Source organism: Erythrobacter sp. Alg231-14 (assembly GCF_900149685.1).
Lineage (GTDB): Bacteria > Pseudomonadota > Alphaproteobacteria > Sphingomonadales > Sphingomonadaceae > Erythrobacter.
Genome location: NZ_LT702999.1, coordinates 889,296 through 904,299, shown reverse-complemented (window position 1 = coordinate 904,299; position 15,004 = coordinate 889,296). Strand labels below are relative to the sequence as shown.

Here is a 15,004-nt window from a genome sequence, read left to right as displayed (position 1 = left end):
GTGCAGCAAATCTATGACAGGTGCGGGGCGCAATTGACGCGCACGCATCACCGCAATGATTGGGGGGAATTTTTATTATGACCGATACCAAAAAAGCTTCAGACGTCTTTATCGAATGTCTCGAGGCCGAGGGCTGTGAATACATCTTTGGCGTTCCGGGAGAGGAAAACCTCGACCTGTTGGATTCGCTGGGCAGGTCTAAGAAGATCAAATTGATCCTCACTCGCCACGAACAAGGCGCCGGCTTTATGGCAGCGACCTATGGTCGCCACACCGGCAAGACCGGCGTTTGTGTCGCAACGCTTGGCCCTGGCGCTACGAACTTTGTGACATCGGCCGCCTACGCGCAATTGGGCGGTATGCCGGTCCTGATGATCACCGGTCAAAAACCGATCAAGAAATCGAAGCAAGGCCGTTTCCAAATTGTCGATATCGTCTCTTTGATGGAGCCGGTGACGAAATATTCGATCCAGATTGCTGCTGGTGACAACATTCCAAGCCGCGTGCGCGAAGCGTATCGTTTGGCCGAAGAGGAAAAGCCCGGCGCGACATTGATCGAGCTACCCGAAGATATTGCGGAAGAACCGACAACCGATTTTCAGCCGCTTCCCAAAAGCGTGGCGCGTCGCCCATCGGCGGAACCAAAGGCCGTTCGTGCCGCTGTCAAAGCAGTCGAAGCGGCGAAGAACCCCGTTTTGGTGATTGGTGCTGGCGCGAACCGCAAATTGTGCGGTCGGATGCTAGAACAGTTCGTCGAGAAAACCGGTATTCCGTTCCTGACCACGCAAATGGGCAAGGGCGTTATTGATGAACGTCATCCCAAATTCCTGGGCTGTGCGGCTCTATCTGCGGGTGACTTTGTGCACCGTGCGGTCGAAGATGCCGATTGCATCATCAATGTCGGCCACGATGTGATCGAGAAACCGCCATTCTTCATGAAAGACAACGGCGTAACCGTCATTCACGTATCGACCAAAACCGCCGAAGTTGATCCGGTTTACTTCCCGCAAATCGAAGTGATCGGCGATATCGCCAACGGCATCTGGCAGATGAAAGAAGACATCACGCCGAACCGCAGTTGGAACTTTGATAAGGCGCTTTCCTATCATCAGGCCGAATTGGATCACACCGGTCCGTTGGCCGCGGATACGCGTTTCCCAATTTTCCCACCGCATCTTGTTCAACAAGTGCGCGATTCCATGCCGCATGATGGCATTATCTGCCTTGATAACGGCGTGTACAAAATCTGGTTTGCGCGCGGTTACACAGCGTATTTGCCTAATACGGTCTTGCTCGACAACGCACTGGCCACAATGGGCGCAGGCCTGCCTAGCGCAATGATGAGTGCGATGCTCTATCCCGATCGCAAGGTTATGGCGGTTTGCGGCGATGGCGGCTTCATGATGAACAGCCAAGAGCTGGAAACAGCGGTGCGTTTGGGTCTCAACCTTACCGTTCTCATCTTGCGCGATGATGCCTATGGCATGATACGTTGGAAGCAGGCGAATATGGGTTTTGATGATTTCGGCTTGACCTACGGCAACCCTGATTTCGTCAAATATGTAGAAAGCTATGGCGGCCATGGTCACCGTGTCACATCGAGTGAGCATCTCACAGAAGTGTTGGCGCATTGCCGCGATACGCCGGGCGTTCATTTGATCGATTGCCCGGTCGACTACACTGAAAACGACCAAATCCTGAACATCGACATCAAGAAACTCAGCGCTGAGCTCTGATCACTATCAGTCGATAAGGACTAAAATTATGCATGAAGTCGTCAATCCGTTCGACTTGTCCCCAATCGGCAGTGTTCCCACTGCCGATTGGGAGACCGTTGATGGGTATCTCGCAAAGGCCGAGGCGCTCCATAAGGATCGTTCCGGTTGGAAGAAGCCGCATGAACGCGCGGCGATCCTTCACAAAGCCATGGAAATCATGACGGAGCGCCGCGACCATTTGGCGTTTCAGATCGCCGATGAAGGGGGCAAACCGTTGATCGATGCGCGGGTCGAAGTGGACCGCGCAATCAATGGGATGGAATTGTGCATCCATGAAATGGGCGCCATCAAAGGTACAGAAATCCCGATGGGGCTAACCCCTGCGGGCGATGGGCGAATTGCGTGGACCACACGCGAACCAATTGGTGTCGTGGTTGCGGTTTCGGCGTTCAACCACCCGTTGAATTTGATCGTTCACCAGGTTGCGCCGGCGGTTGCCACGGGTTGCCCAGTGATCGTCAAACCGGCCGCTGATACGCCGCTTTCGTGTTTTGAGTTCATCTCTATTCTGCACGAGGCGGGATTGCCCGAAGATTGGGCGCGCGCGGTTCAACCGCCGCGCGATGTTTCGGAGCGAATGGTTAGCGATTCACGCGTTGCCTTCTTTAGCTTTATTGGCTCGGCCGGCGTTGGTTGGTCGTTGCGATCAAAGCTGGCGCCGGGTGCGCGTTGCGCGCTTGAACATGGTGGTGTCGCGCCTGTTATCGTTGATCCGACGGCGGATATTGATGCCGCCGTGCCCAGCCTTGTTAAAGGCGGGTTCTACCATTCGGGTCAGGTGTGTGTGTCGGTCCAACGAGTCTTCGCTCACAGTTCGATTGTCGGGGAATTATCGGCCAAGATGGCGGAAGCAACCAAAGCGCTTACCGTGGGCAACGCCATTGATGAAACCGTGGAATGCGGGCCTTTGATCCGACCGAAAGAATGCGACCGTGTGGCGCAATGGGTCGAAGAAGCGCGATCAGGCGGGGCAGAGGTGCTGTGTGGGGGAGAAAAGCTCTCTGACACCACTTACGCACCGACTTTGCTGCTTAACCCACCTGTCGACGCTACCATTTCGCAAAACGAAGTGTTCGGTCCGGTGGTTTGCATCTATTCCTATGATGATGTGGACGCGGCCATCGCTCAGGCCAATTCGCTCGACGTCGCGTTCCAAGCGGCGGTGTACACCAATGACCTTTCCGCGGCGATGACGACCTATCGCAACATCGATGCGTCGGCGGTGATGGTGAACGACCATTCCGCTTTCCGCACCGATTGGATGCCTTTTGCTGGTCTGCGTACGTCCGGCCACGGTGTTGGCGGTATTCCGTACACAATGCATGAAATGACCATCGAAAAGATGATCGTTATCAAAGCATAAGTTTCGCTGGACGCGGGTCTATTCGATCCGCGTCCAGCAAATCATTTTCACGACGCCAAATATAGCCACCTTCATGGTGGTTTTTATTTACCTTCGTTGTCGGGTGGTGAGGCGACGGTTTACGCTTCTTCTAACAGCAACAAAACCGCCGTCACCACCATCCGTTCATCCGCACCAAACCGGTGATCAACCTCATTAATCGTGGCATCGGCGACCAAATGGCCGGGAATGCGAAACTCGTGTTCGGGCAAATTGGCGATGAAACCCTCACCAGCTGCCACCGATTCCGCCCCGTTAAAATCCAACATGATTTCGTGGCGCGTGCCGCTGAACGTGATCGAGTTCCACGCTTTTTCTTCGTGGGTTAAGAGATCCGCGCGCCCGTCGGCCAACATCAAAAGGGCCTCTCTCACGCGGTCCGAAACGGTCCGGCGCGGCCGGTATCTGCGCGCACGCTGGCTAACGCTCGATACTTTGTTTGACGCCTCAACAGCCCCGTCTGCCGACTTGGTTTCAAATGGAGGAGGGGAGGTAAACGCCGAAGTGGTGGTGGCATCGGATTGGAGCGCTCCTTCATACAGCATGCGAGAATTCCTCAGATTGGAGAGAGCCGATTGTGGGGGAGATCGATGCAGAATTGGTGCTCAGGACGTCATCGGATGACGCGCCATAGGATGCGATGTAGTGCGCCATCCAACGTTTGATCCGCGCCTCTGTGGCTGGGCGAGGTATACGTCCCATCCGTAGGTCCAACACAAACCGCGGGTCATGAGCAGCCAGCCGGCCAAATTTGGTCGCGGGCATGTTGTGGTCGGACATGAACTTTTCAACTTTGCGCAAAAGCATCTTTGTACCCCTTGGTTAGGTTCCTGTTGGACACCGAAGTGAATGTGAGAATGAACCGGGCTGCGACCCTGCGAATCACTCAATGTTCCTTAAATGTTCCATCTCATTTCCTACTTGTCTAGGAAAAATCTTTCGTATAGGAAGTTTTAATGGTTAAACATCCTATGAAGCCGACATCCTATTCTTACGGACACTCCGATCAGGTGCGCCGACGTTTGCTCGAATTGTCGCAAGAACGGGGCGCTAGTCTTGCGAGCCTCTCTGAGTTGCTAGGTAGAAATACTAGCTACCTTCAACAGTTCATCCGCAAAGGATCGCCGCGCAAGTTGGAGGAAGGGGACCGCAAGACGCTGGCGCGGTTCTTTGGGATCGGTGAAGAAGAGTTGGGTGCGCCATCGGAGTTTCCGGAGGAAAAATCCTACAATTTCTGGGCCAAACCGGCCAAGCAATCGGATTGGATCGATGTCGAACGGCTCGACATAGGAGCGTCCGCGGGCCCCGGCGCAGTCCCCGTGACAGAGGCGCCGTTTGATTCGTTTAAGTTCTCGCGCAGATGGCTGGCGGAACAGGGATTATCGGGGGCGCAATTGTCGGCGATCACAGTGGAAGGGGATTCCATGGATCCGGTCTTGCGCGATGGTGATGAAATTCTGGTCGACAGACGTACTCAACCGTTTCGCGATGGTGTCCATGTTGTGCGATTGGGTGACACATTGATGGTCAAACGCGTGGCGCAAGCCGGGGCGGGGCGGTTTTCACTGCTCAGCCAAAACCTCGCCTATCCTCCGGTCGATGTGAGTGCAGATGAAATAGAGATGATTGGGCGAGTAGTTTGGAAGGGCGGACGAATCTAACGGTGCCGTACCTCCCACGATAGAACCCGATTGGGCCATCAATTGCGCTCACTCAACCTTCCAGAATGGCTTTCATTTTGGCGTGATCGATTTCTAAGACGTCGCCGCCTTCTTTATGGAAACGTCGCCAGGATACGGCGATGGGATTTTGTTCCGTTGTCGCGAGCGGGTGATTGCGCGGGTGATATCCTGATCGCATCACGGGGCGCGCGTTCCAGATCATTTGTGACACAACGCGGGTGATAAACCCCATAGCGCGGGCCGCACGGATGGGATTGGAAAACCACCCTTCGACTTTGCACATATGGAGATATGCTTTGAACGTTTCGGACACGATGTGCCAAAACGCGGAAAGCACCATTCTTCGACGGAAATTCTCATCATCGGCAAAGAAGTGCTTGTAGACATCAAACGCGACGGCGGCGTGTTCCACCTCCTCCACCTGATGCCACACCCACAAAGCTTTCACTTTGGGATCGGAATCCGCCATCCATTCATCGTAATTGTCGAGGAACAGCATTCCGGCGAGGAATGTGAAAGTTTCGTATCCTGCGGTGAAGCCGACCAAGGTTTTGAAATCATCCTTTTTGAGACGATCCTTGAACCCATATTTGGCATGCTCTTCCATAGCCTGAGCCTTGGGATATCGGCGTTTCAATAGGTCGTTAAATTTAATGAAGGCATCGGCATGGTGCGCCTCTTGCCCGATGATGGCGTCGACATCGCGCTTCAACTTTTCGTCGGTGATCTTGCCGCGCGCCGCGATCATCGATCGAACGAGATACTTCTCAAAATAGGGTACGTGCAGCGTAAACGCATTGGCGAACAGGCTAAACAATTCAGAGCTTTGGCTCCAAACAGCAGTCTCAGGCTCCGCCGCATCAAAATCGAATCGGAATTTGCGGACGGGGAATTCGTCCATTGGGTGGGCGGTCATGCCGATTTCCCTTTTCCCTGCATCAGCAACACAAACAAAGCGTAAATCAACGCAACCGCGCCAATCAACGCTGTGATGTATCCGATGCTGCCGGCGAGACTGGCGCCGCCCAAAGCATTCTCGCCAAGACTTAGGCTGCGATTGGGAGCCATCAAGTTGGCGAAGTAAAAGATCGTGTTCGCCCAGATCGCAAACACCACGCCGATCACGACGCGTTTCTTGGCCGGTTCAGGAGGGTTGAACAAAGGCATCGCCGCAGCGATCGCCAAAGCCATAATTCCATTCATCAAACATCCGGTGTGCACTGCGCGCCAGTTTTGCGGCTCGCCAGGAAAACTATCGGCAAAAACGATGGGGATCGGTGAAAGACTGACTTCCTCCAACAAGGCAAAGGTCCAAGCGAAGCCTCCGAAAAGGCCGATCAACATTACGATGACCGCTTGTTTGGCCAGAAACAGTTCTCTTCCTTGCACCCGCTCTCTCCCCGTGTCGCAATTGCGATTGTGGTGTGGAGTAACATGCTTTCTCTCTAGAGGCCAAAGCAGGTCGATGGGCTGATCGGCTCGGCTGCTTGATCACGACATCGCTGCGGTGCGTTACAAAGTGCCGCTCTCCACCTCGTTGAGATAGATGAATTCCGGCTCTTTCACGCCCAGCTTTCGTCTGATTGCGGCAACCTCATCGGACTGAAAGAACGCCTTCGCCTGATCGATGGATTGCCAAGTTGAGAAATGCACGATCGTGTTTGGGGAGGCGTGATCGACGAGGACTTGATAGCTGATCTCGCCCGCTTCTTTGCGCAGCCCACTGGCGGCGTCAAAACCATCTTTCCAAACGGCTGGGTCGGCGACGTCATGTATGATCAGCACTTGGGGCACGTCGCAAAGGTAACGTGAAGCTCATCGATCGGTCAATGAAGCCTTGTGCGTGCTTGCATTCGCGGCGTCGTGCCGCCAAATCAGCAAGATGACCGACAAACCGACACCACCGATGAAAGTTGCGATCCTTCCTGTGACGCCGCTTCAACAAAATTGTTCGCTGATCTGGTGCACCGCCACGGGTAAAGCTGCGCTGACCGATCCGGGCGGCGATTTAGACAAGTTGAAAGAGGCGGTGGCAAAAGCGGGTGTTACGCTTGAGAAAATTCTCATCACCCACGGGCATCTTGATCACTGCGGTCAGGCCGGGATGCTGGCAGAGGAGTTGGGCATTCCGATCGAAGGCCCGCACAAGGACGACATTTTCTGGATTGAAAAACTGGATGATGACGGCGCGCGTTACGGGATGGAGGCGAGAAGCTTTACCCCTGATCGGTGGCTGGAACAGGGCGACACAGTGACGGTGGGCGATTTGACGCTGGATGTGATCCATTGCCCCGGCCACACGCCCGGACACGTCATCTTCTTCCACGAACCCAGCCGTTTTGCGATTGTCGGGGATGTTTTGTTCCAAGGGTCAATCGGACGCACCGATTTCCCACGTGGCAATCATCAGGATTTGATCGATGCGATCACTCAGCGCCTTTGGCCATTGGGCGATGATGTGATGTTCATCCCAGGCCACGGCCCAACCAGCACATTTGGCCAAGAGCGCAAGACAAACGCTTTCGTCAGCGATTACGCGCTTAGCTAAAGATCAAGAAATTTCTCGATCGCTCTAATCCAGATAAATACGACAATGGCGTAAATAGCGATATACATCACTACTGAGATCGAATTGCCGGTTAAATATGACGCCACTGCCAGCAACAATACAAGTTGTACCAGCAGCGTCATACTACCTGCGATAAGTGTGATCACTCTCATTACTTAACTCTATAGATCGGCTATCGTTTGGCAATCTAGGCAATCACGTAATGGATGAGGCGGTGTCGTCCCAGACTTGGGTTAAAGCACCCGTCCAGCAATCAATGCCGCCACAATCGCCAGGCCGAGCAACACGACCATCGTGATCAATGTACCAACCATACGGCCTGCTTTGAATTTGCCGCCGTCCATGCCGTAAGCGTGCGCGATGCGGGCGATGAAGTAGGCGCCCGCTACATAGGCAAGCCACCAAGAGCCTTTGCCCGTCAACTCAATCGCCAGAACCAGCGCCAGAACAAACGGCGTATTCTCTACAAAATTCGACTGAGCGCGCATCCGGCGCTCCAATGGATCACTGTCGGCATGGCCGATGCTGATCTCTGTTGCTTGACGGATCGCACCGATGCGGATCGACAACCACAGGTTCAAAATAGCAGCCGCTGCGGCCGCCGCGAGTGTAACGGGTAAAATAGTCATCATGGCAGATCCCCTCTTGTATGTGTCGGGCATTGCTACGCGCGCACCTGCTGTGTGGCAATGCTTCGTCAATTGGTTGAACAAAGGTCTGCTTGCGCTCTGCGAAAATTGCGTTATATCGCGCGCCTTCCGCCACAACCGGCACGGACGCTGTTCGCATTCGGTATTCCTTCGGGGATACACCTTGTGCGTAAAGCTGCCTTGCCCTAAGGGCGACAATCGAAACGTCCGATTGGGCGACTTATTCAGTGCGGTTCCCGCGCAAACAACAGATTTACCTTAGGAAGTGGCGTAGCCATGGCTGTCCCAAAGAGAAAAGTTTCCCCCCATCGCCGCGGCAATCGCCGCGCACACGATTCGCTGTCGGTTGAAGCGTTCCAAGAATGCAGCAATTGTGGCGAACTTAAGCGTCCGCACAATATGTGCCCCGCATGCGGTTTTTATAACGGCCGCGAAGTGATGGCGCCCAAGGGCCTCTGACCCGTCTTTAAGAAAGGACCAGGTGCATGACTTTCCCGCGTATCGCTGTTGACGCGATGGGCGGCGATGAAGGTGTGCGCGTCATGGTCGAAGGCGCAGCCATCGCCCGTCGAGAGCATGAGAAATTCAAGTTTCTCCTCGTCGGGGATCAGCCGCGTATTGAAAAAGCGTTGAGCGCGCATCCCGGAATGCGCGACGCTTCTGAAATCCTTCATTGCGAAGATGTGATCAGCGGCGATGAACAGCCAAGCAAAGCCATCCGCCGGGCAAAGACCACAAGCATGGGTCTTGCAGTGAACGCGGTAAAACAAGGCGATGCAGGTGCCGCGGTTAGTGCCGGCAACACCGGCGCTCTTATGGCGATGAGCAAGATCGCCTTGCGCACGATGCCAGGCATTGATCGCCCGGCTTTGGCTGCGTTGCTGCCCACGCTCGAAGCGCACGATGTCGTGATGCTCGATCTGGGTGCGAACACCGAGGCAGACGCCCGCAACCTTGTCCAATTTGCTGTGATGGGTGCGGCCTATTCGCGGATCGTGAATGGGTTTGAACGTCCTTCTGTACGGCTGTTGAATATCGGCACCGAGGAAATCAAAGGCACAGACGCCTTGCGCGACGCAGCGGCGTTCCTTTCCGATGCGGTCGCCAGCAAAGATGGCGGACTTGCGCTGGATTTTGACGGCTTTGTCGAATCCGACAAAATCAATCGCGGCGAAACGCATGTTGTGGTGACCGACGGTTTCTCGGGGAATATTGCGTTGAAAGCGATCGAGGGATCGGCACGCTTTGTGACTGACCTTTTGAAACAAGCGTTCACCAGTTCTATCCGTTCAAAAATCGGTTTTCTGGTGTCAAAACCGGCAACCGAGTTGTTGCGGCACCATCTTGATCCCAACAATCACAACGGCGCCGTATTTCTCGGTCTGAACGGTGTGGTCGTGAAAAGTCATGGCAGCGCAACAGCCAAAGGTGTGGCTCATGCGGTCGCTGTGGCTGCGCGCCTGTTGGAAGATCAATTGACTCAACGCATCGCCAATGACCTTGCCGAATTGGGCGAGGACGCGCTGCGCACCAATAGCAACGGGGCAAGTTGATGGTGAATGTGACCGGATCTCGAATTTTGGGATCAGGCTCGGCGCTTCCTGAGCGCATCGTATCGAATGCAGAACTTGCCGCTCAGATTGACACATCGGACGAATGGATCGTCGAGCGCACGGGTATCCGGCAAAGATATATTGCAGGTGAGAGCGAAACCACCGCATCGTTGGCGATAAAGGCTGCGCAAGCCGCGTTGAACGATGCTGGGCTTACGGCCAGCGACATTGGCTTGATTATTGTTGCCACCGCAACGCCAGACAACACATTCCCCGCAACTGCAACAAAGGTTCAAAACGCCTTGGGATGCAATGGCGGTGTGGCCTTTGATGTCGCGGCGGTGTGTTCCGGCTTTCTCTATGCGCTAACCACCGCCGATTCGCTGTTGACCACGGGCATGGCAAAGCGTGCAATGGTGATCGGGGCAGAGACTTTTAGTAGAATTCTCGATTGGGAAGATCGCACGACCTGTGTCTTGTTTGGCGACGGCGCTGGCGCAGTGGTCATGGAAGCAGCCGATTGTGTGGACCCGGCCCATGAAGGCGGCCCAGGCATTCTGGCAAGCCGCCTCCATGCTGACGGCGCCAACCATGATCTGTTGTATGTCGATGGCGGACCATCGACCACGCAAACCGTTGGGCATCTGAGGATGAAGGGCCGCGAGGTGTTTCGCCACGCGGTTGTGAACCTTTCCAGTGTTCTCAATGAAGTTATTGAAGACGCTGGAGTTTCTGCTCAAGATATCGATTGGGTGGTCCCGCATCAAGCGAACGCTCGCATTCTCGATGCGACCGCAAAGAAACTAGGCATTCCGCCCGAAAAGGTCGTCGTGACGGTCGATCAACACGCCAACACTTCGGCGGCCTCTGTGCCGTTGGCGTTTGACGTGGCGCGCCGCGATGGGCGGATTAAGCCCGGCGATCTGGTTATGTTTGAGGCGATGGGCGGTGGCTTCACTTGGGGTGCTAGCTTGGTCCGGGTTTAAGCCGGTCACGTACTTTCCGCTGTGTACAAGGTGATGGGAATTCGCGCGTCCGTTGCGAAATTCTCAATTGTTCCATACAAGGATTGCAGAAAACAATTGTGGGTCGCACCACACTAGGAGAGTTCCGTATGATGCGTTCAGTAGGTACGTTGACCCGGGCAGATTTGGCAGAGACGATTAACCGCAAAATGGGCCTTAGCCGCGCGGAATCGCTCGATCTTGTCGAGGCCATTCTTGATAAGATGACCGGCGCGCTCGAAGACGGCGAGAATGTCAAAATTTCAGGCTTTGGCAGTTTTGTTCTTCGCGACAAGAATGAGCGGGTTGGGCGCAATCCAAAAACTGGCGTCGAAGTGCCGATCACACCGCGCCGCGTTTTGACATTCCGTGCGAGCCAATTGCTCAAAGAGCGGATAGCAAAGGGCTAAACCGGCCCGATCATAGGCCCGATTGAGGGCGAATTGGACAGCGGGATCAGATGTCAGATTTTGATGATGGCAAGGATGATGGCGCGCTTCGCACGATTGGCGAAGTGAGCGACGGCCTTGGCATAAAACCGCATGTCCTGCGCTATTGGGAGCAACAATTCTCCTTGTTGGAGCCGCTCAAACGCAGCGGGGGACGGCGGTATTACCGTCCTTCCGACGTCGTTATGGTCAAAGCGATCAACACGCTCGTCAACGAAGAAGGCTACACACTTAAAGGTGCCGAAGCGGTCCTGCGATCAAGTGGAGCCGATGGGTTAGACCGAAGGCAGGGTGATCGACGATTAGGCGATCGGCGTGCAGAAGGCGGCGATGAGAGCGGCGCAGCTGTGCGAAGCGAGCCTATGGCGGATCACGCTGTTCCCGAAGATCTGATTGCGAAGTTGCAGAGCGTTCGTTCGCGTCTCGCTCGCGCGATTGAGACCTAGGGTTCGGCTCAATTCGGCGGTTGGCTTTATTCCGCCGCCATCAACGCGGCTTCACCCAAATCAACGCTCACCAAGCGAGAGACCCCTTTTTCAGCCATCGTTACGCCGAACAATCGGTGCATACGGCTCATCGTGACGGCGTTGTGGGTGACGATCAAATATCGTGTCTTTGTGGTGCGCACCATGGAATCGAGCAAGTCGCAGAACCGTTCGACATTGGCGTCGTCCAACGGCGCGTCCACTTCGTCCAAGACGCAGATTGGTGCCGGATTGGTAAGGAACAGGGCGAAGATCAACGCGGTCGCTGTCAACGCCTGTTCGCCACCTGACAGAAGCGAAAGCGATTGCAGCCGCTTGCCCGGCGGTTGAGCGTAAATTTCAAGACCGGCTTCCAACGGATCGTCTGAATCAACCAAAGCGAGATGCGCCTGACCCCCTTGGAACAGACGGGTGAACAGAATGCGGAAATGGCCATCGACCTCTTCGAAAGCGGCGCGCAATCTCTCGCGCCCTTCGCGATTGAGATTGCCGATGGATCCGCGCAAACGACCAACGGCTTCGACCAACTCCGCTTGTTCGCTGGCGCTTGTCCCGTGCTCTTCCTCGATCCGGGTCAATTCTTCTGCAGCGACGAGGTTCACCGGCCCAATCCGCTCGCGGCTGGCGCTTAGCTTGTCCATTTCTTCGGATTCTTCGGTCGCAGGTTTGATCGTGTCTTCGTCAAATTCAAACCGCTGCGCCAGCAAGGGGGGTGGGCATTGGAATCGTTCGCCCGAAATGCGCGCCATCTCGCTTCGGCGCGCTTCCTGATTTTCGGCTCTTGCGGCCAATGTGGCACGACCTTCGCGCGCAACCGTTAGCGTTTCCTGCGCTTCGGCAAGGGCGCGATCGGCATCGCCAATGGCCGTCTGGCACAGATCCATTGCCGCCTGCGCGGCTTCCAATTCGTGCGTTAATCGAACCCGGACCGCGTCCCCCTGTTCGATTTCAGCATGCAATGCCGCCGGCTTTGCCGCGATTACCGCGCGTTCTTCTTCGATCTCTTCAAGGCGCCGGGTGGTTTCGGCAACACGCGCGGCGGCTTCGCCTGATCTTGCCTTCCAGTTGGAGTAATCCGCCTGTTGTGCGGCAAGCCTTTCGCGTGAAACAGCCAATCCCTGATCGTGCGCGGCCAATCCGGCCAGTGCCGCCTGAACGGCAGATTTTGCGGCTTCGTGCTTTGATTGTGCCGCTTCTAACGAAGCGCGACCCGCATCGGGCGGAGGCAAAGCCGCGCGGGCGTCATTAGCGCTTTCCAATTCTGTTTTCGCGCTGGTAAATTGTTCATCGAGCTCAGAGGCAGCAGCCTTCAGTTCCTCAAGCCTTGCAGCGATGCGCTCCTTGGCGGCTTCGGCTTGATCAAAACTGCGCAAGGCGGCGCGTTCTGCCTCTATCGCTGCGGCTATGTCGCGTTCTTGTGCAACCAAGGCGGTTTGCAGTGCAGACAGTTCCTCGCGGGCGCTGCTTTCCTGTGTGGCAGCAGTCTCGGCCGCTTTGCGCAATGCGGGCAATTGCGCTTCTAGATCGGTCAGTCGGTTTGCGGCTTCCAGACGGGCCGCTTCGGCCGATCCTTCGCCGCGCGCGACAAACCCGTCCCAGCGACGCAGATGACCCGCCTTCGTAACCAACCATTCTCCGGGGCCCAATGTGCGGCCGTCATCGGCCTCAACACAAGAAACCAAGGCAAGCCGCGCGCGCAATTCCTCTGGGCAGTCACTGACTTGATCGATCAGACTGTTTTGAACCGGATTTGGAGCGGCGCTTCCGGTCCAATAGCGACCATCGCTTTCTTGAGGGGGGGCGCCCAGCGGCGATTTTGCATCGCGGCCCAACACCGCCGCAATGGCGCGTTCATACCCTTTGGCGACCCGCACTTTGTCCAACGCTGCTGGCAACCCTTCGCGGTTTTTGGCGCGTTTCTCACGGGCGTCGCGATCCCGAGCGAGGGCGGAATATTCGCGTTCAACCCCTGCCAATTCGGCCTTTGCGGTGGAATGCGCGGCGCTGGCCGCATCGCGCGCCTCTTGCAAAGCGGTTTTGCGGGCCCGTTCTGTCTCCAAGGCTTCACGCAGACGGGTGACCTCCTTGGCCGCGCCATCTGCTGCTTTGCGGGCGGCGATAACGGCGTGTTCGGTGTCTTCGCCGCCCTGCAATTCGGCGCGAGTGGTGGCGATCCGCTCGACATCTCGCTCAATTCTGTTGAGGCGGTTTTCTGCCTGTTCGATCGCGGCTTGCGCGACGCGCCATTCCGCTTCGACCCCGGCGTGATCGGCGGTCGCTTTAGCCAAGGCCAATTCGGCGGTGCGGCTGGCACGTTCGCTGTCTTCGCTGCGCGCGGCAATGGCAGGACGTTCGGCGTCCGCCTTTTCCACCCGGGCGCGTGAGGCGCTCAAATCCCGTTCCAGCTTTGCCAAGGCTTCCGCCGCATCGCTCGTCATGCGGTCGGCGGCGTCGCGGTCTTCTTCCAATCGGGTGCGTTGACGGGTTAGGTCGGATAGACGCGCCTCTGCCGCTTCGAGCTTTTCAGACAAGGCTGCCATGCGATGGCCGTGCGCCGATGCATCATCGCGCCGGTCTGCCAATTCATCGCGGGCATCTTGGTGTCGCATCGCGGCTTCGGCCTGCGCTTTTTGCGCAGCTTCGGCCTTGTCTTTGGCTTCGGCCACTTGTCGATCCGCGCCTTCGGCGGCTGCGCGCGCTTCTTTCGCGGCATGGGCGGCGTCACGCCAACGTGCGAACACCAATCGTGCCTCTGCCAATTGAATCTGTTCGGTCAGTTTTGTGTAACGTTCGGCCTGTTTGGCTTGTCTGCGGAGCGACGCCATTTGGGTGTCGAGACCGGCCATCAAATCTTCGAGTCGCTCGAGATTTTTCTCGGTCGAACGCAGTTTGCTTTCGGCATCTTTGCGCCGGACATGCAGTCCCGCAATGCCGGCCGCCTCTTCCAACATCATGCGACGTTCGGCGGGTTTTGCCGCGATGACTTGCGCGATCTTTCCTTGGCTAACCAAAGCAGGCGAATGTGCGCCTGTTGCGGCATCGGCAAAGGTTAGCGCAACGTCTTTGGCGCGAACATCGTGGCCGTTGACGCGGTAGGCGCTGCCTGCGCCGCGTTCGATCCGGCGGGTGACGACCAATTCTTCGTCGCGATCATCGCTGGCATGCAGGACGACTTCGGCAAAGGCCCGCGACGGGCGCGAATCGGTCCCGGCAAAGATGACATCTTCCATCCCGCCAGACCGCATCGATTTCGGTGAATTTTCACCCATTACCCATCGGATTGCTTCCAACAAGTTGGATTTCCCGCACCCATTAGGGCCGACAACGCCGGTCAATCCCGGTTCAATGCGCAGTTCAGCCGGCTCTACAAAGCTCTTAAATCCAGAGAGTTTGAGCCGGCTGATTTGCATGCGTGCGTGTCTTGTCCTTTTC

At 56.1% G+C, this 15,004-nt stretch carries 16 protein-coding genes; 9 read left to right on the top strand and 7 right to left on the bottom strand.

The genetic code is table 11. The annotated features are described in order from the left end of the window. Nucleotides 1-77: 77 nt before the first annotated feature. Complete coding sequence (locus BQ8290_RS04310) at nt 78-1,736, top strand: acetolactate synthase large subunit (RefSeq protein WP_108787939.1); 1,659 nt, start codon at nt 78-80, stop codon at nt 1,734-1,736. 28 nt (nt 1,737-1,764) lie between these two features. Further along, complete coding sequence (locus tag BQ8290_RS04305; RefSeq protein WP_108787937.1) at nt 1,765-3,141, top strand: aldehyde dehydrogenase family protein; 1,377 nt, start codon at nt 1,765-1,767, stop codon at nt 3,139-3,141. 119 nt (nt 3,142-3,260) lie between these two features. Here BQ8290_RS04305 and BQ8290_RS15075 read toward each other — a convergent pair whose 3' ends face one another. Next, nucleotides 3,261-3,725, bottom strand: coding sequence for a hypothetical protein (locus tag BQ8290_RS15075; protein ID WP_337660997.1), 465 nt, complete (start codon nt 3,723-3,725; stop codon nt 3,261-3,263). Further along, a complete protein-coding gene (locus BQ8290_RS04295) occupies nt 3,715-3,987 on the bottom strand; it encodes a hypothetical protein (RefSeq protein ID WP_108787935.1) in 273 nt (90 codons plus the stop codon). Before BQ8290_RS04295 ends, BQ8290_RS15075 begins: the two co-directional genes overlap by 11 nt. Nucleotides 3,988-4,136: 149 nt before the next feature. Between BQ8290_RS04295 and BQ8290_RS04290 the strand changes: the two genes are divergently transcribed. Next, nucleotides 4,137-4,841, top strand: coding sequence for a S24 family peptidase (locus BQ8290_RS04290; protein WP_337660996.1), 705 nt, complete (start codon nt 4,137-4,139; stop codon nt 4,839-4,841). Between the two features lie 52 nt (nt 4,842-4,893). On the opposite strand, the gene BQ8290_RS04285 is transcribed toward BQ8290_RS04290, so the two are convergent. The 3 genes from BQ8290_RS04285 to BQ8290_RS04275 all read right to left on the bottom strand — a co-directional run bounded on the left by BQ8290_RS04285 (nt 4,894) and on the right by BQ8290_RS04275 (nt 6,647). Then, nucleotides 4,894-5,778, bottom strand: a complete 885-nt coding sequence (locus BQ8290_RS04285; RefSeq protein ID WP_108787931.1) for a metal-dependent hydrolase — start codon at nt 5,776-5,778, stop codon at nt 4,894-4,896. Further along, the gene (locus BQ8290_RS04280; RefSeq protein ID WP_108787929.1) at nt 5,775-6,251 is read right to left on the bottom strand and encodes a hypothetical protein; all 477 of its coding nucleotides are present in this window, start codon (nt 6,249-6,251) and stop codon (nt 5,775-5,777) included. The genes BQ8290_RS04285 and BQ8290_RS04280 overlap by 4 nt, the downstream gene beginning before the upstream one ends. A gap of 123 nt (nt 6,252-6,374) precedes the next feature. Continuing rightward, nucleotides 6,375-6,647: a putative quinol monooxygenase gene (locus BQ8290_RS04275; RefSeq protein WP_337660995.1), complete on the bottom strand. Its 273-nt coding sequence runs from the start codon at nt 6,645-6,647 to the stop codon at nt 6,375-6,377. A 121-nt stretch (nt 6,648-6,768) separates the two neighbouring features. Between BQ8290_RS04275 and BQ8290_RS04270 the strand changes: the two genes are divergently transcribed. Next, nucleotides 6,769-7,410, top strand: a complete 642-nt coding sequence (locus BQ8290_RS04270; RefSeq protein ID WP_108791885.1) for an MBL fold metallo-hydrolase — start codon at nt 6,769-6,771, stop codon at nt 7,408-7,410. Nucleotides 7,411-7,664: 254 nt separating this feature from the next. On the opposite strand, the gene BQ8290_RS04265 is transcribed toward BQ8290_RS04270, so the two are convergent. Next, the gene (locus BQ8290_RS04265; protein ID WP_337660993.1) at nt 7,665-8,063 is read right to left on the bottom strand and encodes an MAPEG family protein; all 399 of its coding nucleotides are present in this window, start codon (nt 8,061-8,063) and stop codon (nt 7,665-7,667) included. A 294-nt stretch (nt 8,064-8,357) separates the two neighbouring features. Here BQ8290_RS04265 and rpmF point away from each other — a divergent pair, with 294 nt between their 5' ends. The 5 genes from rpmF (at nt 8,358) to BQ8290_RS04240 (ending at nt 11,533) form a co-directional block, all read left to right on the top strand. After that, nucleotides 8,358-8,540: a 50S ribosomal protein L32 gene (gene rpmF, locus BQ8290_RS04260; RefSeq protein WP_108787925.1), complete on the top strand. Its 183-nt coding sequence runs from the start codon at nt 8,358-8,360 to the stop codon at nt 8,538-8,540. 26 nt (nt 8,541-8,566) lie between these two features. Next, nucleotides 8,567-9,634, top strand: coding sequence for a phosphate acyltransferase PlsX (plsX, locus tag BQ8290_RS04255; RefSeq protein WP_108787923.1), 1,068 nt, complete (start codon nt 8,567-8,569; stop codon nt 9,632-9,634). Further along, nucleotides 9,634-10,620, top strand: coding sequence for a beta-ketoacyl-ACP synthase 3 (locus BQ8290_RS04250; RefSeq protein ID WP_108787921.1), 987 nt, complete (start codon nt 9,634-9,636; stop codon nt 10,618-10,620). The genes plsX and BQ8290_RS04250 overlap by 1 nt, the downstream gene beginning before the upstream one ends. Before the next feature lie 128 nt (nt 10,621-10,748). Continuing rightward, nucleotides 10,749-11,048 carry an integration host factor subunit alpha gene (locus tag BQ8290_RS04245; protein WP_337660992.1) on the top strand — a complete coding sequence of 100 codons (300 nt, stop codon included), beginning with the start codon at nt 10,749-10,751 and terminating at the stop codon, nt 11,046-11,048. 50 nt (nt 11,049-11,098) lie between these two features. Then, on the top strand, nt 11,099-11,533 hold the full coding sequence (locus BQ8290_RS04240) for a MerR family transcriptional regulator (RefSeq protein WP_108787919.1): 435 nt from the start codon (nt 11,099-11,101) through the stop codon (nt 11,531-11,533). A 26-nt stretch (nt 11,534-11,559) separates the two neighbouring features. On the opposite strand, the gene BQ8290_RS04235 is transcribed toward BQ8290_RS04240, so the two are convergent. Next, nucleotides 11,560-14,982, bottom strand: coding sequence for an AAA family ATPase (locus BQ8290_RS04235; RefSeq protein ID WP_108787917.1), 3,423 nt, complete (start codon nt 14,980-14,982; stop codon nt 11,560-11,562). Nucleotides 14,983-15,004 lie beyond the last annotated feature (22 nt).

Bases quoted from the DNA above. Each gene is read 5' to 3' on its own strand.
- BQ8290_RS04310 (WP_108787939.1), top strand. From the start codon at position 78: ATGACCGATACCAAAAAAGCTTCAGACGTCTTTATCGAATGTCTCGAG.
- BQ8290_RS04305 (WP_108787937.1), top strand. From the start codon at position 1,765: ATGCATGAAGTCGTCAATCCGTTCGACTTGTCCCCAATCGGCAGTGTT.
- BQ8290_RS15075 (WP_337660997.1), bottom strand. From the start codon at position 3,725: ATGCTGTATGAAGGAGCGCTCCAATCCGATGCCACCACCACTTCGGCG.
- BQ8290_RS04295 (WP_108787935.1), bottom strand. From the start codon at position 3,987: ATGCTTTTGCGCAAAGTTGAAAAGTTCATGTCCGACCACAACATGCCC.
- BQ8290_RS04290 (WP_337660996.1), top strand. From the start codon at position 4,137: ATGGTTAAACATCCTATGAAGCCGACATCCTATTCTTACGGACACTCC.
- BQ8290_RS04285 (WP_108787931.1), bottom strand. From the start codon at position 5,778: ATGACCGCCCACCCAATGGACGAATTCCCCGTCCGCAAATTCCGATTC.
- BQ8290_RS04270 (WP_108791885.1), top strand. From the start codon at position 6,769: ATGAAAGTTGCGATCCTTCCTGTGACGCCGCTTCAACAAAATTGTTCG.
- BQ8290_RS04265 (WP_337660993.1), bottom strand. From the start codon at position 8,063: ATGATGACTATTTTACCCGTTACACTCGCGGCGGCCGCAGCGGCTGCT.
- rpmF (WP_108787925.1), top strand. From the start codon at position 8,358: ATGGCTGTCCCAAAGAGAAAAGTTTCCCCCCATCGCCGCGGCAATCGC.
- plsX (WP_108787923.1), top strand. From the start codon at position 8,567: ATGACTTTCCCGCGTATCGCTGTTGACGCGATGGGCGGCGATGAAGGT.
- BQ8290_RS04250 (WP_108787921.1), top strand. From the start codon at position 9,634: ATGGTGAATGTGACCGGATCTCGAATTTTGGGATCAGGCTCGGCGCTT.
- BQ8290_RS04245 (WP_337660992.1), top strand. From the start codon at position 10,749: ATGATGCGTTCAGTAGGTACGTTGACCCGGGCAGATTTGGCAGAGACG.
- BQ8290_RS04240 (WP_108787919.1), top strand. From the start codon at position 11,099: ATGTCAGATTTTGATGATGGCAAGGATGATGGCGCGCTTCGCACGATT.
- BQ8290_RS04235 (WP_108787917.1), bottom strand. From the start codon at position 14,982: ATGCAAATCAGCCGGCTCAAACTCTCTGGATTTAAGAGCTTTGTAGAG.